The organism is Paenibacillus sp. J22P51, assembly GCF_059692215.1.
In genome coordinates, this window is record NZ_JCAUAZ010000008.1 from 109311 (window position 1) to 134043 (window position 24733).

Here is a 24733-nt window from a genome sequence, read left to right on the forward strand (position 1 = left end):
TATGCTAAGGCTGAAATCCAATCGTTTTCTCCTCCTATTGGCTTGTATCGGCTTGCTCCTTTATTTTGGTATCTCGGCGTTGTACGGACTGCGTGATGAGGAAACTCAAACATCCGACATTCCCACGATTACCAAGCAGCAAGCAGCTGAAAGTGCGTCAGAATTTATTCGACAGCGCTACGAGCTCCGCAATCCGCAAACCTATGTTGTCTATCAATCGAAAAAAGAACGAAACGGTTACTTTCAAAAGGAACATTTACTAGAAGCTTATACGAAGCAATATGGGGGACGGTTTCCCATCGACTATTATCAAGTCACTGTCAAGGATTCATCAACACAACGACAGTTTGAAGTCGATGTGAATTACACGAACTCAAAGATCTTTGGCTGGCATGAAAATCTAGCCTTCTCTACCACTAGGAAGTCGCCGATTAGTCAGACCAAGGCAGATACGCTAGCGAAGCTAGAGCTGCGCCAGATGGGCTTTGATCCAGAGGACTTCAGTCCAGTAGAGCCGATAAGCGATGATTCCAACGAAGAACAAACTACGCTTCACTATGAAAAACGCACGAATCCGATCGGTGAAGCCAAGCTTCACGTTCGAGCCAATTTCGATGAAGCGAACCTCACAGGTTTTAATGTCAGCTTTCAGCTGCCCTCGTCTCACCTGGATTGGTTAACGAAACAAGATGAATCTGCTTCTCTCATGACTTGGATTTCGATGAGCTTCACCTTGCTTATGACACTCACTGCAATTGTTTTTGCTATTATATATCGGAAACATATGAAATTTAGTAGAGGCCTATTATTAACCACCATTTTCTTAGTGATTTATATCCTGAACAATGTGAATATGTATCCTGCTTTCCGAGCCATGAGCGGTGATACGAATAGTGATTTGGCCATATGGTTCACTATTGTTTTTATGAGTGTAGTTACTGTCCTTCTAGGCATATCGCTTTATCTCTCTTTGGTCGCTGGCGTTGGACTTTGGAACTCCATCGGTCAACGCAAATGGCCAGCATGGAAAGATGGCATGTTCGGTCGTGAGGTGTACGATGGCATGGGACGCGGTTATTTGCTCGCACTATTCATCCTCGGCATCCAGCAGGTATTATTTTACACAGGCGAAGTGAAATTCGATGTGTGGTCCGTCAACGATCCCTCGGATTCCGTGCTGAACATGCTCGAGCCCAAATTGTTCCCACTCATGGCATGGGTTGCGGCTATCTCCGAGGAGGCGACCTTCCGACTGCTAGGTATTATCTTGTTCAAAAAGCTGTTCCGCAATAACTTCATTGCGATCTTACTCCCTAGTGTGATCTGGGCAGCTAGCCATACGCAGTATCCGATCTACCCCGTATACACACGACTCATCGAGGTCACTATTATCGGCATCATTCTTGGTTATGTATTCCTGAAATATGGGTTCATTACCGCCATATTCGCTCATGCGTGTATGGATAGCATATTGATGGGACTGTCTCTCTTCTATATGGGGCACTTTGACGATCTTCTCGCAGGCATGGTGTACCTCCTACTACCTGGACTAGTCGGTCTTGGATTAGCTTGGTTGCATGGAAAAAGGCGAAAGCCCCCTATTCCTGGGGAGCCGCCGCCTCGCCTTGAAGTGCTTTGATAATTTCGCTCGCTAATTTTTCACCAATTCCGAGAGGCTTGAAGTCAGTGACTTCGGCCTCTTTTATTTTGCGCACGGAGCCAAAATGCTTCAGCAACGCTTTGCGGCGCTTCTCACCGACGCCCGGAATGGCGTCGAGCTGCGAAACGACCATCGATTTCGCTCGCGTTTCTCGATGGAACGTGATGGCGAATCGGTGGACTTCGTCTTGAATCCGCTGCAGCAAATAAAACTCCTGACTGTCCCTAGGCAGCGGAACAATTTCGGCAGGATCCCCGATCATCAGCTGGGCTGTTTTATGCTTGGCATCCTTCACCAGCCCGCAAATCGGAATATATAAGCCCAATTCATTCTCAAGAACGTCAATCGCAGCAGAAATCTGCCCTTTCCCACCATCGACGACAATCAAATCAGGCATCGTGAGATTGTCCTTCAACACTCGTTCATAACGACGCCGAATCACTTCTCGCATCGTTTCATAATCATCAGGTCCGACGACCGTTTTCACCTTATATTTACGGTATTCCTTGCGATCTGGCTTACCATCTACGAAAACAACCATAGCTGATACTGGATTCGTCCCTTGGATGTTCGAGTTATCGAACGCCTCAATTCGGCGAATCGTGCCGATCCCGAGCCACTCTCCGAGATTCTCGACCGCCTTCGTTGTACGACGTTCATCGCGCTCGACAAGTCGGAATTTCTCATCCAATGCATTCACTGCGTTGTCTCTGGCCATATCGACCATTTGCTTCTTCAATCCCCGTTGCGGCATATGCACCTTCACCTTGAGCCAACCCTCCAAGGCTTCGCGAATCTCCTTCTCGTCACCCTCGGTGCGCCTCACCACATCTTCCGAAGCCTCTTGCTGCGCATCTGGCCCAGGCATCGTGGGCAAGAAGATCTCCTTCGGCAATGCTGGATTATCGCTGTACACCTGTGTGACATACGTCATGAAATCGTTGTACTCATCGCCGTAGTAAGGGAAGAGCGAGACGTGCCGTTCGATTAGCTTACCTTGGCGCATGTACTGAATGTGCACAGCCATCCAGCCTTTGTCGACGGCGTAGCCGAACACATCGCGGTCAAGCGCATCGGCCGTCGTAATCTTCTGCTTCTCCATGAGCGCGTCGATGCTCATGATATGATCGCGCAGCTCCTTCGCGCGCTCGAAGTTCAGTTCTTCCGCTGCCGCCAACATCTTGGTCGTCAGCTCTTCTTTAATAACGTCGTGTCCCCCATTCAGGAAACGACTGATTTCTTGCACCATCCGCTCGTTCGTTTCCGCGGATACCTCTAAAGCGCAGGGCGCAAGACATTGACCCATGTGATAGTATAGGCATACTTTATCGGGCATGGTCTTGCACTTGCGCAGCGGATATAACCGGTCCAGCAGCTTCTTCGTCTGCTGTGCCGCGAAGGCATTCGGATAAGGACCGAAGTACTTCCCCTTATCCTTGTACACCCGCCGCGTGACTTCCAGACGCGGCTGCTCTTCGTGCGTAATTTTGATGTACGGAAATGTCTTATCATCCTTGAGAAGCACGTTATATCGCGGATGATGCTGCTTAATCAGATTACACTCGAGGATGAGTGCCTCCATGTTGGACGAGGTTATGATATATTCAAAGTCGCGAATTTCGCTGACTAGCTTTTGCGTTTTGGCACTGTGGCTCCCTGTGAAATAGGAACGCACACGATTTTTCAATACCTTTGCCTTACCTACATAAATAATGGTGCCTTGATGGTTCTTCATAATATAGCAGCCCGGCTTATCCGGGAGTAAAGATAGCTTGTGCCTGATCGTTTCCAGGCTCTGTTCGCGGACGTCAGCGTCCTCTTGCTCAAAATCAGTCATAACTCCAATCTCCTTTCAGAAAAAATCAGTACATAGAAAAAAGCTCTTTCTCAGCATAGCAGAAAAAGAGCTTTTTCTCACGAACAATTGTTTGTTTCTAGTTTGAAACAGCTAAGACTTATTGGTGACGGGAAACAACGTTTTTCAATGCGTCTTTGGATTGGAAGCCAACCACTTTATCAACAGGCTGTCCGTCTTTGAAAACGATCAGTGTTGGAATACTCATTACGCCAAAGCGAGCAGCAGATTCCGGATTGTCATCTACGTTAACTTTTGCGATTTTCAAAGATTCTACTTCTTTATCCAGCTCTTCCAATACAGGAGCGATCATTTTACAAGGTCCGCACCAAGGTGCCCAGAAGTCTACAAGTACTGTACCTTCTCCTTCAACTTCTTCTTTAAAACTGTTGTCAGAAACATTCACGATTGCCATGATAGTTCCTCCTTCTAAGAATGAATTTGATTTATAAGGTGAAAAGTAAGATTAAGTTAGCCACTTAACTTGCTTCGCATCACGTCAACATGTAAAGTATACCACACTCATATGCCTTTTCAACCAAGCCATTAGTTAGTAAAAAGAGCATACTTTGGTCTACTTCGAGGGTAATTCTACTGGCAAGCCTTGGCGTCGCTGCTCTTCAATATAGGCGATTCGATCCTTCAAATTAGCTTGAAGCAGCTGCAGCATCTCCATTTGCTTCTCGATTTCTTGAAGCTTCTCCGTGTATAGTGGGAGCAAATCATCGCACTGGGACTCCTGATTCTTCATCACACAGTTGAGAAAGCTCTCAATCTGTTCGGTCGTAAAGCCGAGGCTCAAATAAAATTGAATCGTCTTCACACGATCAACAACCATTTGATTGTAGACTCGATAGCCATTTTCTTCGCGATGTGTTGCGATCAGCCCTTTGGTTTCATAGTAGCGCAAGGACCGAATACTTGCTCCGGTAAGCTTGGATAACTCACTAATCCGCATGGACTTCACTTCTTTCCTGTTCTACATGCATCGAGGGATGTCTATAATATAAACCATAACACTAATGTCAGAGTCAAGAGCTATTTTACCCAATCTGATCTCATTTGAGTTTGTTTGCATAATTGTCACTTTTGATTAGCTTTACAACTTTCGACGAATTTGGGTATACTAGGCTTACAAATAAGAATGTCGGACGTTAGGGGGTAACCACATGAGCAATCAACACCCTGAGCATCACGTGTACGAAGAACCGCGTAATGATTTCATGGACGTAGGTATTGGCTTTGGCGCATTCTTTGGCGTATTGTTCGTCATTGCAGTCATTGCTACCGTCATCCAAGTGATGAAATAGGTTAAACAACAATAAAAGCTGTACAGTAAGGGGCTATTTCAACCCCAGCTGTACAGCTTTTCTTATTTCCCTCGTTTGTTCGTTCCCGTTACCTCAACCACATCTACGAATGGTCGTATCCGGTCCATAATCCGTTGTCCTTTATATTCCTCGTCACCATCTTTGTTCGTGAAGCTGAAATGCTTCTCCAAACCAGATAACGCGTAATTGGAGGTGAAAAAGGTTGGTTTGCGGTTCATCCGATGATTCACGATCGCGCCAATCACATGATCTCTCAGCCAAGGATTCAGATTCTCTGCCCCAATATCATCAAAGACTAACAAGTCCGTTTCCTTCAAAAGATCAATCGTCTCTTTCAGCTTATAAGGTTCTTGGAACATGCCCTTCAAGTCCTCGGCAAAGTCAGGCATATAGACAATCGCCCCCGTCATACCAACCTTTGCGAGTTGATGCAGCATGTAGCCCATCAAGAACGTCTTCCCCGTACCGAACGAACCCGATAAGTATAACCCGCGAGTCTGAAGCCCTTCTTCAATGGTCAAGCTTACATAGTCATTGATCTGCATAACGGCTTTCGCCCGATCAAGATCGGTCTCCAAGATATCGCCAAAAGAGAAGCTTCGTGAAATCATGCGCGGATCAACGTGAAAAGTGCGGATACGGCTGCTAATAGCATCCTGCTGCCCTTTGGCAATGAACTTTTTACAGGCAACCTTTTCTTCATGAATAAAAGCAGTTTGACCCTCCACGGACTCAGCCGTAAGAATCGTATAATGACCGGTCATATCATTCGGACAGTTCTCCAGACCAGGGCAATTCGAGCAAATTTTAAATTCAGAAACATGCTGATACAGCTTGTTCATATTGATTTTAATCGCATAATCATCGACAAAAGGATACTTCTGACGAAACTTTGCAATCAATGGGTCAGCGAGAACCCCTTGAATTTTCGCTTCTGCTTTTCTTTTCCATTCCGTATCCGGTAATGATTTGAGTAAATGCGACAAAGATTCCATCATGTTCGGCACCTCCTAACAATTCCATCGTTCTAATCCTGAGATCCACGGCTAAGCCTAGCTCTTACGGTTAAATCGCTCATCCAGCTTCTGTGCCATGCGTCTGGCAGCCTCTAACTCCTCTGCAGACAGCCTCGTAGAGGCCGTTGTTCCCGTATCTGGCAGTACAATGGGGATATGAGGCTTCTGTGTCTTACCCTGACGTCCACGCGTAGCAGAGCCGCCACCCGCTTTCGCAGACTCGACTTTAGAAGCAGCCTTCTGTTTATAATTGATTTTCTCACGCACATATTCAACAGCTTGTTCGTACGTATTAATTTGCTTGCCTAGCATATCAGAAGCCACAGCCTCGATTGAGGATTTGGCCCAAGAGCGACGATCAATATGCAGGAAGTGAATCAGAACATTGATAACTTCCTCTTTTAATTTATAGTTCAAATCGATTTTCTCGAAAATATTAAGTACGCCATCAGGTATCGAGCCCTGTGTGAAAAACATTTTCAGCACGGCCGTGTATGGCTCATTGCGCATAATGTAATTGTACTGATGATCCGTGCATTCGCCGCGCAGCTGTTGAGGAACTTCTAAATAAAACGCCATCTCAACAGACTGTTCCTCCGTCGTTTCAACGCCATCTTCGGATTTCGTTGTCGTCCGTTCCCGCTCCTCATCCCGCTTCTTACTCTGTCTGTAGAACAGGTTCGCATTATACTGCATGAGATCCATGACAAGCTCACCTTCTTCCGTGAACACGCCATCTTCATCTAGCAAGCGGCACGTTTCTTGAAGGGAGAGGTTGTATTTCTTCGCCACAATATTAATAGCTACCATGTGCTCAGGCTTATGCTTCAGCGCTTCAACGAACATGCGGTTACTCGCACCACGCGGGAACCTCATAATAATATCCGCGTACTTGAAGCCCTTGGTCGTCACATCCATCCGAGCGTCCCCTTGCTTGCTTGCAGAGGCCTCATAGAGCGCTTGTTCCAGCTCATAATCCACGACTTGTGTATTCAAGCGGAATAGCTCATAGAAAGGAACTGACAAGTTCTCCTCAGTCGCCTCACGACACTCCTCTGGTTCTGGTGAAAGAAGATCTTCTCGCAGCGACAAGAGCATGAATTTGCCCACCTTGTCGCGCAGAAGCAGCGTTAAATGCTGATTTCTGAAAAACTCATTCGGCCCTAGCGGCGCGAATAGCGTATAGACGAAAACATAATCCTCTTCTTCTGGTATAAACTTGCGCGTTGTCTGAAGGAGACCAATCGCTTCCAGCTTGGAGGATTGCTCAATTAAGTACTTGCGGCCGCGCTCGCCATGCTCAAGATCCAGCAGCAGGAACAGTTTGCGTTGCTGCTCCATCGGCGAATAGCCTACCTTCTCTGCACTCATCTGCTGATAGAGCGCTTGATAGAGACTAACCGCCAAACCACCGATCATCGGCTGATACATCATCGCCAACATTTTATAGTCTAAACTGCTCAAAGAAAACTCACGGTTCACACAAAACCTGTGATTCTCGGTGAAATGCAGCATATTCGTCATTCTCATCCCGTTACAGCACCATCCTGCCTCAGCTCAACTGAGTCACAGCTACTAATCTAGCTGCTCCATGCCTCAGTCTCTCTCTATTAGTCTACCACAAAAATCGACAATCTTGGTATCTACAAGAGAAAAGATAATTTTACCTTTTGGGCAAGAAAAAGATTCCATCGCAACTTCTCACTAGCAATGGAATCTCAGTTTAGTCTCAATTTTTCTGAAGTCTACAACATGTTTTCTCGTGCAAGATCATCACTTACGTCGGTTCCATACATCTCAGGATGCAGCTTCTGTGCAATGGCAAGATCTAACTTCCATCGATCTGTCTGCTCTTGCTCTTCAAGGCTATCCACCCATAAATGAATAAGATCATTCATGCGCGTTGCGCTTTGGATCGGTACAGGATGCTTAGCATCTTTGATGAAAAAAAGTGAGCTATGTGGCAGCCTCTTATGAAGAATTTCGGCGTATGGATGGAATCCTTTGTCCTTTTGACCATAGATCAATAAAACAGGCTGCTGAATTCTAGGAAGGCGACTTGTGCAGGTGTAGCATAGTGATTGTTTGAAATACGATTTTACATTGTCTGCTGTATCGTGTATAGCATGCTTGTTCAACTCATGATAGGTTGTCGATTTATCCGCATTGCCATACGTAATCGCTCCGATCAATAGTTTCATAATCCGACTAGGATTAGCCATCCGAACTGCAAGCCAAGCTCTGAACCTATTGTAGGTATCCGTCAATTCAGACATCCCGCTAACGATGATTCCCCCCACAAACCGATTGGGGTACGAAAGCAGGGCATCCAGTGCAACGGTCCCTCCTGTTGAATAGCCGCACAGAAAGGCTTGCTCGATACCTAAGTAATCAAGAAGCCTTATCATGTCTTCGGAAATAAGTTCATAACTTAGCGTACGCTCCGAGCAGGCACTAGCACCATGTCCCCTAATATCAAAGGTAATCACTCGGAAATGTTCGCTTAATTGTTCTTTCTGGTACTTAAAAGCTTCTAGTGTAAGCAACGGAGGGTGAATAAACATAATGGGTGTACCCATTTCCGGCCCCGTTAACTCATAGTGCAATGTTGTTCCATTCACATTCGCCCAAGGCACTGGTCGTGTCTCCCCCGTAAGTGAAGTTTAGGTAACTCCCTCTTAGCTTGACCCGATTGGCCTTTCAATATGACGAACTAGAACATTTTGAAGCCTCGAATGCGCAGCGCTTTGATCGCAGAGCCACTCAAAATCGCGCCAACTAAGCCACCAATCGCAGGAATGATGTCAACAATGGTAAAACTCTCATCACTGGATAGAAAGGATGAAGATCCCGTGTAACCATAGATGATAATCCCAATCACCAAGGCGATGAATGCGTATAACGGGAACCACGTTGTTTTCATAAGCATATTCAAAATAAATCCGATCCCAAAGAATAACACCATCATTAAGACAGTGGCTATAACCATTTGCAGCACGGTATTTCCCCCTTAATCATATAAGAAGCACTTCAAATCTTTGGCTCCTGTAGCTCTTATTATTGTAATCTACGAAAAGGTACAGGTAAAGTGTACACAAATTGAACAATTGAATCATTTCCTATACTTCACCCCTCCATGCATTTGCCCTTTCTCCATGAATTGGATACAATGTAGGGGATATTAGCCCTTGAATGGAGGAAAAACAATGAGTGAAGCTGTACAAACGCTGGAAGGCTGGTATGCGCTCCATGATTTCCGTCTGATGGATTGGAATGCATGGCATGCCGCAACCCCGCAAGAACGTAAGCATGCAGCGGACGAGCTGCAAACATTCTTGTCCCAGTGGCAGCAAGTTGAGAACGATAAACTAGGCAGTACTGCCGTTTATAGCATCGTAGGTCAAAAAGCTGATTTCGTTTTCATGCAAATGCGTGAAACACTTGAAGAATTGAATGAGCTTGAAACTGCTTTTAACAAGTCTAGCTTTGCTGCTTTTACCATTCCCGTTTACTCCTATGTCTCGATCGTAGAATTGAGCAGCTACCTTGCGAAGCCAGGTGTTGATCCTGCACAGGATCCTGAGCTGCAAGCACGCTTGAAGCCTATTCTTCCAAAATCCAAGCATATTTGCTTCTATCCGATGAACAAGCGTCGTGATGGCAATGACAACTGGTACATGCTGCCTGCGGAAGATCGTAAAACGATGATGCGCAGCCATGGTATGATCGGTCGTACGTATGCTGGTAAAGTAAAACAAATCATTACAGGCTCCGTTGGATTAGATGATTGGGAATGGGGCGTTACATTATTCTCCGATGATCCGCTTCATTTCAAAAAGCTCGTGTACGAAATGCGCTTTGATGAAGTCAGCGCACGCTTTGGCGAGTTCGGAGATTTCTACGTTGGCAACGTCATGCTTCCTGAGAAATTCGCTTCATTCATTCAAATATGAGATAGCTTAAGAGCAAAGGACCCGGTCCTTTGCTCTTTTTGCGACTTCCAATATAAAAAGAAGCACTGCCCTTATACAGAGCAATGCTTCTTTGGATCATTTATTCATCGTCTTCGTCGTCTCGCAAAGCAGCTTCCAATTCAGCTTCCATCTGTGCTTTACGTGCCAGATACGCTTCCGTATCGCGGTCACGCTGACGACCTTTTTCCTTCAGACGCTCAATCGCAGGAAGAATGAGAATGTCAATTTCCTTTTGCACAACAGCGACATGATCGTAACGTTTCTCAGTCTCTAAGAAGTGACCAACCTCGATCAAGGCATTGTAACGATCCAGTTCATCCCGGGTAAGAAGTCCTCGTACTTGGACACTGCAGTGCCGCATGGCAATTCCCCCGTAAGCGAGATTTGACTAGAAACGCCCTTTACGTATAACTAATGGAATTCCGCCAATAATGTAAAGGTATCTCATATCAACCACTTTTTTCATCATAGCAGCTACATTACCTTTCAATTTACGGGAACCAACGATACCAATTGCTTGACCTTTACCAAGGGAAGCTACTGTACCTTTGTTCGAGTATTTGAAAGTTTTCATTTGTGATCCACGGATCGATGCGATCAAGTTGTGTGCAACAGCTTCACCTTGCTGCATAGCAATTTGTGCTGTCGGCGGGTATGGTCTGCCTTCATCGTTCATAACGATTGAACAGTCGCCCACTACATAGATGTTATCGAATCCAGGTGCATGAAGGTGCTCATTTACTTTGATTCTGCCGCGCATCGTCTCGAAGCCAGCTTCGTCTAGCATATGATTACCGCGGATACCGCCAGTCCATACTACAGTCGCTGCTTTGATAAACTCATCGCCAGCAATCAATACACCTTCTGGTGTACACTCTTTAATCGCCGTACCAATTTTGAATGTGATACCTTTATCAGTAAGTACTTTCATCGCATACTCAACAAGCTCAGGATCAAAACCAGGCAATGCTGTTGGAGCAGCTTCAATATTATAAATCTTCACAAGGGAAGGATCCACATCGAACTCTTTGCATAGCAATGGAATACGATCAGCAAGCTCACCTATGAACTCAATACCGGTAAAACCAGCGCCACCGATAACGAATGTCAGGTAATCTTTGCGATCTGGTTCACGCTTGTACTTCGCAAATTGGTACTCAATATGCTCACGAATGAATCGTACGCTGTTGATACTGCGAATGTTCAAAGCATTTTCTTTAAGGCCAGGAATACCGAAAGTTTCCGCTTCGCCGCCAAGTCCGATAACCAAGTAGTCATAGGAAAGCGTTCCGTCTTCCAAAATAACCTTTTTCTCATGCGGACGAATTTGTGTTACTGTCGATTTCACGAAATCAACTTTAAATTCATCAATCAATTTCAAAATGTTCACGCGTGCATTTTCAGGATTATCTGTCCCTGCAGCAGGCATGTGAAGATGTGTTGTGATGTAGTGATAGTCATGCTTGTTTACAAGCGTGACATCGGCTTCGTTGTAGTTCAATTCCTTCTGCAAACGAATTGCAGCAAGAATTCCGCCGTAACCGGCTCCTAATATAACGATTCTTGGTATTCTACTCATGTCTCTCTCACTTCCATATCCGTATTTTTTCCCATGGTCTCTCTATCTTGTGAAAAATTACACAAACAGCTTCAAAAGTAGTATACTGCTACTAGTTTGCACGTCTTCGCAGTGAATTATGATGAAACGGGCTGAAATTCGTCACAACATGCGTAAACCGATTCTCATGATATGATATAATTTTCATAAGTAAATATCAAGTGCTATTTTGCTTTAAAATCAGGCAAAAACGCCATTCTAGCCAGTCCAGGTAATGTAAGCATTACTTATCATATCTATAAGCGAAATATATAAGCTAAATGTATGAAGAATTTGAATTTTTCTGTTTCCTTCAATAAAAGAGACGTTTATAATGATATTGATTATCGATTTATTCAGAATACTTACACATATCCGGACCAAATCGGAGGTTCTATTATGAACGTGAGAGAAATAAATCAAGAAATCGTTGACATTATTGTAATCGGCGGTGGTCCCGCTGGCATGTTCGCTTCCTTCTATGCGGGAATGCGTCAAGCATCTGTGAAAATTATTGAAAGTATGCCGCAGCTAGGCGGCCAACTTGCCGCGTTATATCCTGAAAAATATATTTATGACGTCGCTGGCTTTCCAAAAGTAACTGCGCAAGAGCTAGTAAATAATCTGTCTGCACAGATGAAACACTTCCCTATCGGCATTTGCTTGGAAGAGAAAGTACATCAGGTTGTGAAGAAAGAAGAACGTCTTTTCGAAATCACGACGGACAAAGGTGTTCATTTGAGCCATGCCGTCATTATTACAGCTGGCGTTGGGGCATTTGAGCCGCGTCGTCTTGAATTACCGGAAGCGGCTCAATTCGAGAAAAAAAACCTTCATTACTTTGTAAGTGACTTGAATGCTTTTGCTGGTCAAAAAGTAGTGATTAGCGGCGGCGGTGATTCCGCGGTTGATTGGGCTTTGATGCTTGAGCCAATTGCTGAGAAAGTAACCTTGATACACCGTAGAGATAAATTCCGTGCTCATGAGCATAGTGTAGAGAACCTCATGAACTCCAAAGTAAATGTTGTAACACCAACGGAAATTACGAAACTTCACGGTACAGACCATATTGAGCAAATCACGCTCAAAAATATTAAATCAGGCGAAGAAAGCATCCATGATGTCGATGCCGTTATCATTAACTTCGGCTTCGTATCTTCTCTTGGACCGATTTCGGAATGGGGCCTTGAAATCGAAAATGGCTCAATCGTGGTTGATTCCCGCATGGAGACGAATATCCCCGGTATCTTCGCTGCTGGTGATATTACAACATACCCAGGCAAATTGAAATTGATTGCTGTTGGCTTCGGTGAAGCACCCACTGCGATTAATAACGCGAAAGTTTACATTGATCCTAGTGCGAAGCTTTCACCAGGACACAGCTCGAACTTGAAATTTTAATTAGCAAAAAATAAATGGGGTATTCTATACCTAATCTACGGATTAGGAGGAATACCCCTTTGTCATCTATATGTCCAGTATGTAATGGCCTGCAAGAATTGCAAACCAACTGTCCTGTATGCTCGCAGCGTATGTGTGACCACGGTAAGCTGAGTGACTTGCTCGGTCCTTATTCGCCTTACGAGATGAACGACATGTCTTCGACAAACGACGATGGCCGTGATCACCAGGATCAATGCTTACATCTCTTGAATTGTCCCGATTGCCATTCCAGCTTTACCCTGCAAATACCTGCTGGTGAGCTTTAATTAAGTGGTGTCTCGTCCCTGACTAGCACAGCTAGCTTTAACTTTCGTCTCTGAATTTCTGCGAGCAAAAGTTCAAGAAAATCGGATTCTAATCTTAAATCTAGTGCTTTGTAATAAGAGTCGATCAATGTCTCATCGCTAATTTGTCTCACTGAAATCACCCATATTCTATAATTTAAACTAATAGTATCATGGGGTTTTTAATAGAACAAGCGTTCCGTTATCCACAGATAACTGTGCATATCCTGTGGGTAAATTGTTAATATGTACCATGGAGGCAGGCATCATATAGGGGGATAATGTGCATAAACTTATGCACATCCAAAACCTTCCAACTACTGATAAAAAAAATTGATCGCTTTTTTAGGCATTTTTCACATTCTCTTAACATAACCTTCATCTTTTTCACAAAATTGAAAAGAAATTTTAATCGTCTCTTAATAAACATCGTTTAAAATGATATTAGAAAGACAATCCAAAAGGAGTTGAATTAGTATGATCGTATACGATATCGTATTAAATGGCGTAGTTAAAGAAACAATTAAACCACGTAAGAACCGATTGAAAGAAATTTATGCTTTTATGCAAGAGCAAACGAAGTTGATGCAAGCCAAATATGGTGAAAACGTACGAATTAAAGGCCGAATGATTTATTAAAACAGCCATTTTCCTCTTCGGCCCCACTTATTCTGCCACAACTAAATAATCCCTTTCCGATGTAAAACGGTTAATAATCGATAGAAATCATAGCTCCCTTTTTCGGGTGTGTCGATGAGTCCCGCCTTTACTGCCGCATCAATGCCTGGTTTTGCCCAAGCCGGTATGACTGTAAGTGCCGACTGCTCTTCAAGTGAATGAACTTTATTCGTTAACTCTGCGATTTGTGCCTGTAGTTTCTCTAACATCCGTATAACCTCCCCATCAAAGAAAGTTAACCCTTCTGTTGCTATGATCGCATTCAATTTATTTGTATAGGCAGGGTCAGTTGCGTAACCACTGTTCTGTAAAGCTGATGTTTGAGCCTGTGGACTACTCGCTGACCGTACTGCCGTATAACGAGCTATTTGGAATAGCAGATCTTGATCACGAAATCCATCCTCGATGGAGGCGTAGGCACGAAAATCCCCAATGACATTAGATACTCGCTCACCCTTGATGAATTCCCAAGTTCTTGCTGACACACGATCTCCCTGCCAGTAAGGCGTCAGCACGCCACTGCCTACTTTATACCCCACTACATTGTTCCACGCATTGATTTGACCACCAGTCTCCAGCAACGCTTGAGCAATTCGGACCGATGGGAAAATCGGTGAACCTTCCAATCGAAGCTTCACAGCAATCGGTGCAACGAGCTCGATGAAATCCTTCCTAGAAGCCATATAACTCCCTCCCCCTCTACCAACTACACGTACTAGCTGTATATCTTATAGTATTCCATAAATTAGTAGATAGAGACGGCTAGTTGATTTTAATCTATTGAAGTAAAATGCAACAACTCATAGAATAGACGAGTCACATGACTTAATAGGACCACCGTGCTAAATGAAAAACTAACCCATACATATTTATTCTTTGTGTTGCTAAGACTGAAAAGCATACCATGCAATAAAACCAGGTGGCGGCGGAGATCACCGCCATTTGTTAAATAAAATGAGAAAAACCGTCCAAACTCGTGTGATTTTGACATCACTTCCAGTCTGGACGGTTTCTTAGTACATTCATTTATTTCAATCTTATTGCAATTAAGCCTCAACCTTATCATCACAAGGTTCAGGTGTTCCTTCATAATCCGCTGGTTTGAAGGAAGATCCACAACCACACGATGCTACTGCATTCGGGTTATTGATGGTGAAACCGCCACCCATACCTTTGTCTTCAAAGTCGATTTGGACGCCATATAAATACTTGGCGCTTTCCTCGTCTACAACGACCTTCAAGCCGTGAATGGTAAATTCTTTATCGTCAGACTTTTGATCATCATCAAAGCCCATTCCATAAGAAAAGCCGCTACAACCACCAGCTTTTACGCCAAGACGCAAGAATAGCTTAGTTGATTCTTCAGAAGCCAAAAGCTCTTTAATTTTATCACTTGCTGATTCACTTATGTTAATCATAATGGAAATCCCTCCTTGGTTTTTCCCTACATATGAAGGAAACCTGGCATTGGTATACGAAGTGCTTGCTTTAAGTATACTCCTAATCCATTCGATGCTCAAGGGCAGCTGTTCACTTTTTAGGACGTCTTATGGCATAATACTGCAATAGCAGCTGGTCTAGATCTCGACTGCACTTCTGCACGTCAGGATGTAGGAAACCATAAGAGGTTCCCAAACTAACCATTTTACCTCGAAGCTGTTCAATTTTGATATGAAGTCGTTCCTGCGGTTCGGTCACGAATAATGGTAGCACGATTATTATCACCTTTTACCCTTACGTAATCACATTGCAATAGTATACAGGAATTTGTTAATATTGGGAATATCATTTTGCCAATTTCATTGAAAAAAAATAAGGTATAAATCAGATTGTCGATTTATCTTCAACGTTCGGATGTTGCCCCTCCCATGTAGGAGGTTTATAATAAAAAGGATGGATAGCTTGTCTCGTTATACAACTAGGTGTGAATTCCTTAACCGAACTGGCTGACAGGTACGCGAGCAACTCACACCACCTAACGCACCTGGTTTTAGCTTCTGGCTGCGTCGTTTCATTATGCGGTTTATTATATTTTCATAGGAGGCATGGGAACATGAGTATTACGACTACGGACCCGGTCAAACGGATGGCTGAGATTGCTGACAAGGTTGAGAATGGCGAACGTCTGACCATGGAAGATGGCCTATTCTTGTATGAATCCGACGACCTTCTAACCATTGGTCAATTAGCGAATAAAGTGAATACGCGATTAAACGGAAACAAGGTGTATTTTGTACAAAATATGAGCTTGTATTTCACGAATGTATGTGAGGAACATTGCTCTTTTTGCCATTTCCGCCGAGATGAAGGTGAAGAAGGTTCTTATACCCTAACACCTGATCAAATGTTGGACTATATTGCTGAGAATTTTAACCCGGAAATTAAAGAGTTCCATATCTCACAAGGGCATAACCCTCATCTACCTTTCGAGTATTATGTCGATTGCATTCGTCAATTGAAGGCGGCCTATCCTGACGTTACGATTAAAGCTCATACGGCTGCTGAAATCGAATTTTTCTCCCGTATTAGCGGCTTAAGTTACCGTGATGTGCTCAAAACGCTGATGGATGCTGGACTTTCCACGCTTCCTGGCGGTGGAGCGGAAATTCTGACAGAACGTTACCGTGCCAAAATGAAGGTTGAAAAAGCGTCCACGGAAGAGTGGCTGGATGTTCATCGCCAAGCACATTTGCTTGGTATGAAAACACATGCAACTATGCTCTACGGTTCCATTGAAACGAAGGAAGAACGGATTCGCCATATGATGCTCCTTCGTGAGCTGCAAGACGAAACTGGCGGTTTCCTTGTATTCATTCCGAATTCTGTACAGCCCGCAAGTAAGAATGCAGGTCTCAAACGACGCGTTCCTGCATGGGACGAGCTCAAAACCATTGCGATCAGCCGCTTAATGCTGGATAACTTTCCACATATTAAGGCTTATTTTATTAATATCGGAACCAAACTTACACAGCTATCCTTTACCTTCGGTGCATCCGATGCACACGGTACGATCGTGAAAGAGAAAATTTCACATGCAGCTGGCGCACTTTCACCTGAAGGTCTTACGCGAGACGAGCTTGTATGGCTCATTCAAGGTGCCGGCCGCGTCGCGGTTGAACGCGACACCTTTTATAATGAAATCAAAGTGTATGAGAGATAATAGAGAATAGATCATCGTTCAGAAGGGATATTGGTTGGCTATGAAAAAGTTTGTCATTCTCGGAGGAGGCTATGGCGGTCTGACCATAGCTTTAAATTTGCTCGAAAAGGATCTACCAGACGACACAGAACTTATTATGATTGATCGCAGTCCATTTCAAGGCCTGAAAACCGAATATTATGCACTCGCTTCTGGTACCATTGCTGAAACGCATATTCGTGTTGCCTATCCCGATGATTCACGCCTTCAGTTGGTGTACGGAGAGGTATCTGGCGTTGACCTTGGGACGAAACAAATCAACTTCCACGACAAAGAACCAATTTCCTACGACTGGCTAGTCATTGGACTTGGTTGTGTAGACAGTTATCATGGCATTGTCGGTGCTCCGGAGTTTTCCTCCAGTATCCAATCGCTGGCTCAAACCCGTGCAACTTATCAGAAAATTAACAATATCGCCCCATATGGGCAAGTGTCCATTATTGGCGGAGGGCTTAGCGGTGTTGAAATGGCTTCAGAGCTTCGCGAAAGCCGCCCTGACCTGAATATCCGATTAATTGATCGTGGTCCAAGCCTACTCTCTGCTTTCCCAACAAATCTACAGCAGTACGTACGTGAATGGATGATTGAGCATCATATCGAGCTGCGAACACAAGTAACCTTAGTTCGGCTGGATGGCGGCGATCTGTACAATCAGGAAGAAATTATTCGCACGGATGCTACGATCTGGACGGCTGGGATTCAGCCTACACCAATTGTCGAAGCTTTGAATGTACCAAAGGATCGTCAGGGACGTATTCTGTTAAATGAATACCATCAAATTCCTGACTTCGAAGAAGTATTCGTTGTGGGCGACTGTGCGTCATTGCCTTTCTCACCAAGCGCTCAAGCCGCACAAGCGCAAGGCAAGCAAATTGCAGAAGCGATTCAAGCAATTTGGAAAGGCGACACACCGCGGCTTGGCAAAATCAAACTGAGAGGCACGCTCGGTTCACTTGGTAAAAAGAGCGGCTTCGGCATTATGGGTAAACGTACATTAATGACAGGGAAAATTGCGCGTATGTTGAAAAGCGGTGTGCTTTGGAAATCCAAACGCCACTTCGGATAGGATCCCGTTATCTGCTTATTCACTAAGCAAGTCGTACATGTCTTCAATCTCTTTAATTTTCTCTAAAATGCGAATATGGAGGCTCTCAGCGCTTTCCGCGGCAATGATTTCACCGTTGACTAGCGCGTAAGGTTCCATGTAGCACTGGCCGCAGTTGCCGAGACAGCCGTATTCCATGACGTCAAATTCCGGATTTTGTTCTAGGTCTTTCATCACTTTATCAGTGCCTGTGTGCATATTGCTGGCACAAAATTCAATAATTGGTCTCATGTATTAATTCCACCCCATGCTGATAGTTTCAGGTTGAAAACCATTTTCATTTAATGCGTATTGTACTATAATAGATAAAGAAAGGAGATGAATCAAATGACAGAAAAAACCAAAGAAGCGATTTACGATGAAGTTCTTGAGGTTTTAGATAAACTTCGTCCTTTCCTACAACGCGATGGCGGTGACGTCGATCTAGTTGATGTGGAAGACGGAATCGTAAAGCTGAAACTTATGGGTGCCTGCGGTAGCTGCCCGAGCTCAACCATCACATTGAAAGCTGGTATTGAGCGCGCATTGGTTGAAGAGGTAGAGGGCATAACAGAAGTCGTACAGGTATTCTAATTACGACTATAACATGAGATAAACTTTTATCGAAGTCTTTCGAGGATGATCGACCGCGTTTAGAAGTTGTTAATATCGAGCTAAGCGCTTATAAGCCGCTTAGCTCTTTGTCATTCAACGATAGAATCTGTCTCGATGCCTAGTACTCTTTGCCGATCTAGCGCTCCCTAGTGATTTCCAGATAATTCTCCGTGTTTCAATATCGAGCAGTATTAAGTGAATAGTAAAATAAAAATGAGGGGCTCCATTGCTGGAGCTCCTTTAATATTGCTTTTAAATGACAATAGGCCTCTAAATTAAGACAAATTGTTTAATTTTTTCGAATAAGTTAAAAATTCATAATACGGTCAATTAAAAAACATTTCTAAGTTGAGTAGCATGTGCTATTCTAAATAAAAAATAATTTCTGGAGTGAAGAGAAATGCAAGTTACTGATGTCGAAAAAGTACCGTCCTTGTTTTCCAGAACCAATCCGTTTCAAGCGAAAGTATTGAAAAATATCAATTTAAACGGGGAAGGCTCCAGCAAAGAAACACGCCATATTGAACTTTTGCTCGAAGGCTCTGGCCTGTCCTATGTGCCTGGCGATTGCTTAGGCGTAGTTCCTGACAACGATCCTGAGTTGGTCGCTTCTATCCTTGAGGTTATGAAGTGGGATGCAGACACGGCGGTTGTCATTAATAAACAGAACGAAACGCTCCCGTTGAAAGAAGCGCTTTTGAAGCATTTTGAGCTTACTCTGTTGTCCAAGAAGATCGTTCAGCAAGCAGTTGAATTTTCCGAAAATGAAGCGTTGAAGCAGCTTGTGGCGGATGCGGAGCATCTGAAGGCTTATACTGACGGCCGCGATGTGCTTGACTTACTAAGTGAATTTGGACCTTGGAAAGCTTCTGCGCACGAAATCGTCACTTTACTAAGAAAAATGCCGCCACGCTTATATTCCATTGCAAGCAGCTTTGCAGCCAATCCGGGAGAAGTTCACCTTACGATCGGCGCTGTTCGCTACATGGCGCACGGCCGCGAACGTAAAGGCGTATGTTCCGTGATGTGCTCAGAGCGCCTGAACGAAGGAGATACCGTTCCAGTCTTTGTTCAAGTAAACAAACATTTTAACCTGCCGGAGTCCTCGGAGCAGGATATCATCATGGTAGGTCCTGGTACAGGTATTGCGCCATTCCGTTCCTTTATTCAAGAGCGTGCGGTGAGCAAAGCGACAGGCAAAGCATGGCTATTCTTTGGCGACCAGCGTTCCGCGACAGATTACCTGTATCAGGACGAGCTGGAGCAATATCAACAGGCGGGCGCACTGACCAAAATCGACGTAGCCTTCTCCCGCGATACGGCGCAGAAAGTGTATGTGCAGAATAAAATGCAAGAGAATAGCCAGGAGCTATTCGCATGGTTAGAGCGCGGAGCTTACTTTTACGTATGCGGCGATAAACAAAACATGGCGAAGGATGTTCACAACACCCTGATTGACATTATTGAAAAAGAAGGCAAATTGAGCCGCGAAAATGCTGAAGCGTATTTGAATGGCTTGCAAGAGCAAGGACGTTACCAACGCGACGTTTATTAATTGGAATTAGGTAAGAGGGTGTACCAAAAGTCATGAAAATGACTGTGGGGCACCCTCTTCTGTTTTTGCAAACAAAAAGAAACTGATCTTTGTTAAAATGGAAGTACCACCCAATAATAGCCACTTATGAGACAGCCTTTTGCTGTGCGGCGATCTAGTCTGACTTCCGTTGATTGAGAACTGGCAAAGGCTGAATTGGATCTAGCGCACCGGAGATATCCATAATATTGCCTGTTATAAAATCTGAGTTTGGCGAGCAGAGGAAATCAATGACACGCGCCACATCCTCCCCTGTTCCCGATCTTCCCACCGGCGTTTCCCCATCCGCTTCTAATCGCGCTTCTTCCATGGTACGTTCTTTGTTCTTCCCGCGAATATCACCTGGACAGATCATATTTACCGTGATGCCATGCGCGGCTTCTTCCTCGGCTAATGTTTTGGTAAAGGAGACTAATCCTACCTTCGCGGCCGCGTAAGCAGCACGATGCGTCCAACCTCTCGCTTCAGCAGCTTTGCCGAAGCCGAAATGAATAATGCGACCCCATCGATTCGCCCTCATCATAGGCAGTACGAGATGATCAAGCTCCATCACACCTAGCAGATTTCCCCGCATTAAGTAGTCAATTTCATCCATGCTATAGTCAGCGAAAAAGCGACGTTCACGTACAAATGGCCCTGCATTGTTCACAAGTATATCTATCGTTCCCAGCTTTGAGACGGTTTCTTCAACCATACGGAGTATATCCTCGCGTTTAGCTACATCACCTTGAACGGCGATACTGCGAACACCCATTTCAGTTAATTGATGAACGAGTTCTTCAGCTTCCTTCACACTAGTTACATAATTAATAGCGACCTGGCAGCCCTTCTTGGCTAAGGTCAATGCCGTCATTTTGCCCAAACCCTTGGCACTGCCTGTAACAAGCACTGTTCGACCTCTTAATGGCATGGTCCCCTACCCCTTTGTCACATATGCCGTAATGTAAGTAAATGCTATTGTTAAGGTTCGGCAAACCATGTCAAATCCCTGCTGCAAATCGGACAAATTCAGCTTCACATTCTCAATATGAATGCGTTCTCCAAGCAGCGGTTCTTTCTGCAAAAGATCATCCAGCATTTCCGCATTAATATAATGAATTTCCATGTTACGTAAGTTACGAAGTCGATCAAGCGGCGCTTTATACTCCATTTTGAGCGTATACAATTGCAGCTCTAACGAGCCATGAATATGCTTCTCATGCATATATCGGAGCACCGTGAAATACGAGAATCGCGATTTCAATGTTTCTGTTTTCAACCCGAAGAGATCATTCATGAAGGTTCCTAGTTTATCTAAAATGGAAAATAACCGGATGAACGCATTTTTATAGAAATAAACAAATCGTTGATAAGCCTCTGTTTCTTGCGAATTCATTTCCTCCAAAAAAGCTTTAACAATACGCTCGCCATATCGCTCACAGCAATATTTGCTCTGTTCGAGCTCATCTAACGCATCAATAAAGCCCTTACTCCAAATCGCTTGACGATGGAAGATCGAATATTTCGTGGAGAGGTAACTCTGCTCGGTTTCGATGTGTTTCATATAGGCTCTTACCGCGTCACCTGCTTCTAGCAGGAGCCCGCTGTCGATTCGTTTCGGCTCATTAAATAACACACGCAGCATAAGATCACCTCCCTTATTAGCTCATACTCTGATCACCTTGTTATTTCGTTAACGTTTTGGCCATTGTCGCAGGCAGTGCTGATCTCTTGACCCCAGATGTTCGATCACGCTGCACGAAATACATCGCAGCCAATACACCAGCGCCTCCCAAATACTGACTTAACGAGATCGATTCACCGAGGAGAAAAAAGCCTCCTAGCGCAGCTGTAACCGGGAGTAAGTAGCCGTATGCGGATGATTTGAAAGGTCCTAGCTTGGCCAAGCTCCAGTTGTGTAATGAGAAACCAACCGCTGTTGCCAGCAATGAAGTATAAATTAAGCTCATCCACCCCGTCTGAGAGATGGCAGCGAAATAGGCACCATCCGCTCGCAATAACACAAACGGAAGTAAGGATAGGGCACCTGCTGTCATTTCAAATGAGATTAGGATCGGAAGTGGATATTTCATCACTAATCGATTCATCCCAATAAGATAAATGGCTCCCATGAAACTGCGCATAAGCAGCAGGATATCGCCTCGAAATGTTTCACTGCCCAAGTGAAAGCCTTCTGATCCCCCTGAGACAATGAGAATCACACTGCCAAGCGCTAAAGGAATCCCGATTAAGATTCGCCATGACACCCTCACCTGGCCTCAATGACGGCAATGAGCACCGTAATAACTGGCATAAAGCCTCGCCCCAGCACGGCACCATTAGCAGCGTTGGAAAACTGTAAAGCATACTGCAGCAGAGCTTCCATCCCTACGGCATTGAGGATCCCTAACCCACAGATGAGCAGCAGATCTCGACCCGCAATTTGGAAGCGAAGCGACCGTGAACGATAATAAAAGTAAGTATAGACCCACAGGATTGGAATCATACTCGCGAAGCGTAGACCATTGAAGACTAGACTGTCCCATTCTCTGCCCCCAATTTTGAGAGAGGCTAAATTAATCCCCCACAGCAGGTACACAAGAACAAATCCCAAATGCGGATAGAGGGCTCTTAATCGTCCCGCGCTCATCACGCGAAGTATTCCTTCCATCTGCGGTCAACGAGTTGGGCAATATCTTCCCTTGGGAACAGCTCATCTGGGTAGCCTGGCTTCATACGAGCGTCGATCACAATCGGAACTTCATAAGCAATATGATGACGGTTCACACTTGACTGCGCGTACATATCACTTGCAGGGTTAAAGCGCGTGAACACCGTCCATAGGAATTTCGTTTGGTCATTCGCAATGCCGCTTGCATCATCTACTAAGATGACCATTGGCCATTGTTTCAGTCGGCTAGCCGTATTGGCAAGCAATCGCTGTGGCAGTTCTGGCTCCGCTGCATAGGATGCACCAGAGACGAGCAGACAGCCGCCACAGTACACAGCGATATCCTGGATCTCAGGCAGCTCGCCTTCGGTGTATGCCCTTGGCAGCTCGCGTACAGGGTCGCCTGTGCCGAGCAGTACGGCTTTCGAACCATGGTTGAGCTGACCGCCGGTATAATCCAACGTATCATGCGATGTTTTATTAAAAATAAACAGATCCCGAGCCGGATCGAAACGTTCCAGTACGGTTTCTAATAGCTGTGAGAAGTTCGCTAAGGTCGTCGGACGGTCCGTCACGATCAAGAATTTCGTGAGGGACAGCTGTCCCTCACCGAGGATGCGGAACGCCGTGCCGAGCGCTTCACGGCTGTAGCTTTCGCGGACGACAGCAGCTGCGAGCGGGTGGAACCCGGTCTCAGCATACGTCCACAGGTCTTTCACCCCTGGCATCGCCATCGGGAACGCGGGCTCCAGCAGTCTTTGCAAGAACTCGCCAAGGAAGTAATCCTCTTGGCGGGGTTTGCCAACGATCGTCGCCGGATAGATCGCGTCTTTGCGGTGCCACACATGATTCACGTTGAACACGGGGAAATCATGGGTGAGTGAGTAATACCCGAAGTGGTCGCCGAACGGCCCTTCGGGGCGTCTCAGATGCGGCGGAACGGAGCCGCATATCGCGAACTCCGCCTCGGCCACGAGGCGGTGCCCCCCATGGGGATTCTCCACCATGGGCAGCTTCTGCCCGAGGATGAGCGATGCGAGCATCAGCTCGGGCAGGTGCTCGGGCACCGGCGCAATCGCCGAGGCGATGAGCGCGGGCGGGCCGCCCAGGAACACGGTGACGGCTAGCGCTTGGTTGCGCTTCTCGGCTTCATGGTAGTGGAAGCCGCCGCCTTTGTGGATCTGCCAGTGCATCCCGGTTGTGAAGTCATCATACACCTGCATGCGATACATGCCCAGGTTATGATGACCACCGTCGGGATGCTCGGTGTACACGAGCGGCAGCGTGACGAACGGGCCGCCGTCTTCTTGCCAGCTCGTCAGGACAGGCAGTCCTGCGAGCGGGTTGTCCTGCTTCAAGCCGCCGAGAATCGGCGCTTGATTCGGTTGAATCTTCTTCGTCCCGACCTTCATCAGGTCAAGGATGAGTCCCCTTTCACCCCACAGTGCTTTGGGCGTGGGGGGCAACAATGTGCTTGTTGCGTTGATAACCGCTTTCATGAATTGCTCCGGCTTTGGACCGAAAGCTAGATCAACTCTTCTAGTTGTACCGAACAGATTCGTCACAACAGGGAAGCTGCTGCCTTTTACATTCGTGAAAAGTAAAGCTGGCCCTTGCTCCTCGATTACACGACGATGTATTTCTGCAAGCTCAAGATTCGGGTCCACGGGAGCGGATATTTCAATTAATTCATTTTCGCTGCGCAAAATCTCTAGAAACGCTCGTAAATTTGTTGGTACCACAGGAACTTCCA

At 45.3% G+C, this 24733-nt stretch carries 29 protein-coding genes; 10 read left to right on the forward strand and 19 right to left on the reverse strand.

Going from position 1 to position 24733, the window contains the following annotated elements; genetic code table 11:
- The first annotated feature begins 1 nt into the window (after position 1).
- Positions 2–1639 carry a CPBP family intramembrane glutamic endopeptidase gene (locus AC58QC_RS18185; protein WP_497416539.1) on the forward strand — a complete coding sequence of 546 codons (1638 nt, stop codon included), beginning with the start codon at positions 2–4 and terminating at the stop codon, positions 1637–1639.
- On the opposite strand, the gene uvrC is transcribed toward AC58QC_RS18185, so the two are convergent.
- The 3 genes from uvrC to AC58QC_RS18200 all read right to left on the reverse strand — a co-directional run bounded on the left by uvrC (position 1599) and on the right by AC58QC_RS18200 (position 4473).
- Positions 1599–3497: an excinuclease ABC subunit UvrC gene (gene uvrC / locus AC58QC_RS18190; RefSeq protein WP_497416540.1), complete on the reverse strand. Its 1899-nt coding sequence runs from the start codon at positions 3495–3497 to the stop codon at positions 1599–1601. The two genes, AC58QC_RS18185 and uvrC, sit on opposite strands and share 41 nt — an antisense overlap.
- Before the next feature lie 118 nt (positions 3498–3615).
- A complete protein-coding gene (gene trxA / locus AC58QC_RS18195) occupies positions 3616–3930 on the reverse strand; it encodes a thioredoxin (protein ID WP_477591056.1) in 315 nt (104 codons plus the stop codon).
- Positions 3931–4089: 159 nt separating this feature from the next.
- Entirely contained in the window at positions 4090–4473 is a 384-nt protein-coding gene (locus tag AC58QC_RS18200; RefSeq protein ID WP_497416541.1) for a MerR family transcriptional regulator, read from the reverse strand.
- A gap of 211 nt (positions 4474–4684) precedes the next feature.
- Here AC58QC_RS18200 and AC58QC_RS18205 point away from each other — a divergent pair, with 211 nt between their 5' ends.
- Entirely contained in the window at positions 4685–4825 is a 141-nt protein-coding gene (locus tag AC58QC_RS18205) for a YqzM family protein (RefSeq protein ID WP_477591058.1), read from the forward strand.
- A gap of 62 nt (positions 4826–4887) precedes the next feature.
- Here the strand turns inward: AC58QC_RS18205 and dnaI are convergent, their stop codons facing one another.
- The 4 genes from dnaI to AC58QC_RS18225 form a co-directional block, all read right to left on the reverse strand.
- Positions 4888–5841: a primosomal protein DnaI gene (dnaI, locus tag AC58QC_RS18210; RefSeq protein ID WP_497416690.1), complete on the reverse strand. Its 954-nt coding sequence runs from the start codon at positions 5839–5841 to the stop codon at positions 4888–4890.
- Between the two features lie 57 nt (positions 5842–5898).
- A complete protein-coding gene (locus AC58QC_RS18215) occupies positions 5899–7392 on the reverse strand; it encodes a replication initiation and membrane attachment family protein (protein WP_497416542.1) in 1494 nt (497 codons plus the stop codon).
- 215 nt (positions 7393–7607) lie between these two features.
- A complete protein-coding gene (locus AC58QC_RS18220; protein WP_497416543.1) occupies positions 7608–8498 on the reverse strand; it encodes an alpha/beta fold hydrolase in 891 nt (296 codons plus the stop codon).
- 77 nt (positions 8499–8575) lie between these two features.
- Positions 8576–8860, reverse strand: a complete 285-nt coding sequence (locus tag AC58QC_RS18225; protein ID WP_497269905.1) for a YuiB family protein — start codon at positions 8858–8860, stop codon at positions 8576–8578.
- Between the two features lie 208 nt (positions 8861–9068).
- Between AC58QC_RS18225 and hemQ the strand changes: the two genes are divergently transcribed.
- A complete protein-coding gene (hemQ, locus tag AC58QC_RS18230; protein WP_497416544.1) occupies positions 9069–9815 on the forward strand; it encodes a hydrogen peroxide-dependent heme synthase in 747 nt (248 codons plus the stop codon).
- 100 nt (positions 9816–9915) lie between these two features.
- Here the strand turns inward: hemQ and AC58QC_RS18235 are convergent, their stop codons facing one another.
- Entirely contained in the window at positions 9916–10197 is a 282-nt protein-coding gene (locus tag AC58QC_RS18235) for a hypothetical protein (protein WP_497269901.1), read from the reverse strand.
- 27 nt (positions 10198–10224) lie between these two features.
- The gene (locus tag AC58QC_RS18240) at positions 10225–11415 is read right to left on the reverse strand and encodes an NAD(P)/FAD-dependent oxidoreductase (RefSeq protein WP_497416545.1); all 1191 of its coding nucleotides are present in this window, start codon (positions 11413–11415) and stop codon (positions 10225–10227) included.
- Between the two features lie 417 nt (positions 11416–11832).
- On the opposite strand from AC58QC_RS18240, the gene AC58QC_RS18245 reads away from it, so the two are divergent.
- Both AC58QC_RS18245 and AC58QC_RS18250 read left to right on the forward strand, forming a co-directional pair.
- Positions 11833–12834, forward strand: a complete 1002-nt coding sequence (locus AC58QC_RS18245; protein ID WP_497416546.1) for an NAD(P)/FAD-dependent oxidoreductase — start codon at positions 11833–11835, stop codon at positions 12832–12834.
- Between the two features lie 59 nt (positions 12835–12893).
- Positions 12894–13142: a hypothetical protein gene (locus tag AC58QC_RS18250; protein ID WP_497416547.1), complete on the forward strand. Its 249-nt coding sequence runs from the start codon at positions 12894–12896 to the stop codon at positions 13140–13142.
- On the opposite strand, the gene sda is transcribed toward AC58QC_RS18250, so the two are convergent.
- Complete coding sequence (gene sda, locus AC58QC_RS18255; protein ID WP_497416548.1) at positions 13139–13303, reverse strand: sporulation histidine kinase inhibitor Sda; 165 nt, start codon at positions 13301–13303, stop codon at positions 13139–13141. The two genes, AC58QC_RS18250 and sda, sit on opposite strands and share 4 nt — an antisense overlap.
- Before the next feature lie 334 nt (positions 13304–13637).
- Here sda and AC58QC_RS18260 point away from each other — a divergent pair, with 334 nt between their 5' ends.
- Positions 13638–13799: a mechanosensitive ion channel protein MscL gene (locus tag AC58QC_RS18260; RefSeq protein WP_497416549.1), complete on the forward strand. Its 162-nt coding sequence runs from the start codon at positions 13638–13640 to the stop codon at positions 13797–13799.
- A 41-nt stretch (positions 13800–13840) separates the two neighbouring features.
- Here the strand turns inward: AC58QC_RS18260 and AC58QC_RS18265 are convergent, their stop codons facing one another.
- From AC58QC_RS18265 to AC58QC_RS18275, 3 genes are all read right to left on the reverse strand, one after another.
- On the reverse strand, positions 13841–14521 hold the full coding sequence (locus tag AC58QC_RS18265; protein WP_497416550.1) for a glycoside hydrolase family 73 protein: 681 nt from the start codon (positions 14519–14521) through the stop codon (positions 13841–13843).
- Positions 14522–14884: 363 nt separating this feature from the next.
- Positions 14885–15256 carry a HesB/IscA family protein gene (locus AC58QC_RS18270; RefSeq protein ID WP_497269887.1) on the reverse strand — a complete coding sequence of 124 codons (372 nt, stop codon included), beginning with the start codon at positions 15254–15256 and terminating at the stop codon, positions 14885–14887.
- A 112-nt stretch (positions 15257–15368) separates the two neighbouring features.
- Complete coding sequence (locus tag AC58QC_RS18275; RefSeq protein WP_497416551.1) at positions 15369–15551, reverse strand: Spo0E family sporulation regulatory protein-aspartic acid phosphatase; 183 nt, start codon at positions 15549–15551, stop codon at positions 15369–15371.
- Positions 15552–15891: 340 nt separating this feature from the next.
- Here AC58QC_RS18275 and mqnE point away from each other — a divergent pair, with 340 nt between their 5' ends.
- On the forward strand, positions 15892–16998 hold the full coding sequence (gene mqnE / locus AC58QC_RS18280; RefSeq protein ID WP_497416552.1) for an aminofutalosine synthase MqnE: 1107 nt from the start codon (positions 15892–15894) through the stop codon (positions 16996–16998).
- 40 nt (positions 16999–17038) lie between these two features.
- Positions 17039–18103, forward strand: a complete 1065-nt coding sequence (locus AC58QC_RS18285) for an NAD(P)/FAD-dependent oxidoreductase (RefSeq protein ID WP_497416691.1) — start codon at positions 17039–17041, stop codon at positions 18101–18103.
- A 15-nt stretch (positions 18104–18118) separates the two neighbouring features.
- Here AC58QC_RS18285 and AC58QC_RS18290 read toward each other — a convergent pair whose 3' ends face one another.
- Complete coding sequence (locus tag AC58QC_RS18290; RefSeq protein WP_497416553.1) at positions 18119–18373, reverse strand: YuzB family protein; 255 nt, start codon at positions 18371–18373, stop codon at positions 18119–18121.
- Positions 18374–18469: 96 nt separating this feature from the next.
- Between AC58QC_RS18290 and AC58QC_RS18295 the strand changes: the two genes are divergently transcribed.
- Together AC58QC_RS18295 and AC58QC_RS18300 are read left to right on the forward strand one after the other, a co-directional pair.
- Positions 18470–18715 carry a NifU family protein gene (locus AC58QC_RS18295; protein ID WP_028558591.1) on the forward strand — a complete coding sequence of 82 codons (246 nt, stop codon included), beginning with the start codon at positions 18470–18472 and terminating at the stop codon, positions 18713–18715.
- Positions 18716–19136: 421 nt separating this feature from the next.
- Positions 19137–20291 (forward strand): sulfite reductase subunit alpha, encoded by a 1155-nt coding sequence (locus tag AC58QC_RS18300; RefSeq protein WP_497416554.1) that lies wholly within the window; start codon positions 19137–19139, stop codon positions 20289–20291.
- A 154-nt stretch (positions 20292–20445) separates the two neighbouring features.
- On the opposite strand, the gene AC58QC_RS18305 is transcribed toward AC58QC_RS18300, so the two are convergent.
- From AC58QC_RS18305 to AC58QC_RS18325, 5 genes are read right to left on the reverse strand one after another with little or no spacing between them, the layout of a single operon-like run.
- Complete coding sequence (locus AC58QC_RS18305; protein WP_497416555.1) at positions 20446–21240, reverse strand: SDR family oxidoreductase; 795 nt, start codon at positions 21238–21240, stop codon at positions 20446–20448.
- 6 nt (positions 21241–21246) lie between these two features.
- Entirely contained in the window at positions 21247–21954 is a 708-nt protein-coding gene (locus tag AC58QC_RS18310; RefSeq protein WP_497416556.1) for a Cthe_2314 family HEPN domain-containing protein, read from the reverse strand.
- A gap of 40 nt (positions 21955–21994) precedes the next feature.
- Positions 21995–22576, reverse strand: coding sequence for a DMT family transporter (locus AC58QC_RS18315; protein WP_497416557.1), 582 nt, complete (start codon positions 22574–22576; stop codon positions 21995–21997).
- Between the two features lie 2 nt (positions 22577–22578).
- Positions 22579–22959, reverse strand: a complete 381-nt coding sequence (locus AC58QC_RS18320) for an EamA family transporter (protein WP_497416558.1) — start codon at positions 22957–22959, stop codon at positions 22579–22581.
- Positions 22959–24722, reverse strand: a complete 1764-nt coding sequence (locus AC58QC_RS18325; RefSeq protein WP_497416559.1) for a UbiD family decarboxylase — start codon at positions 24720–24722, stop codon at positions 22959–22961. Before AC58QC_RS18325 ends, AC58QC_RS18320 begins: the two co-directional genes overlap by 1 nt.
- Positions 24723–24733 lie beyond the last annotated feature (11 nt).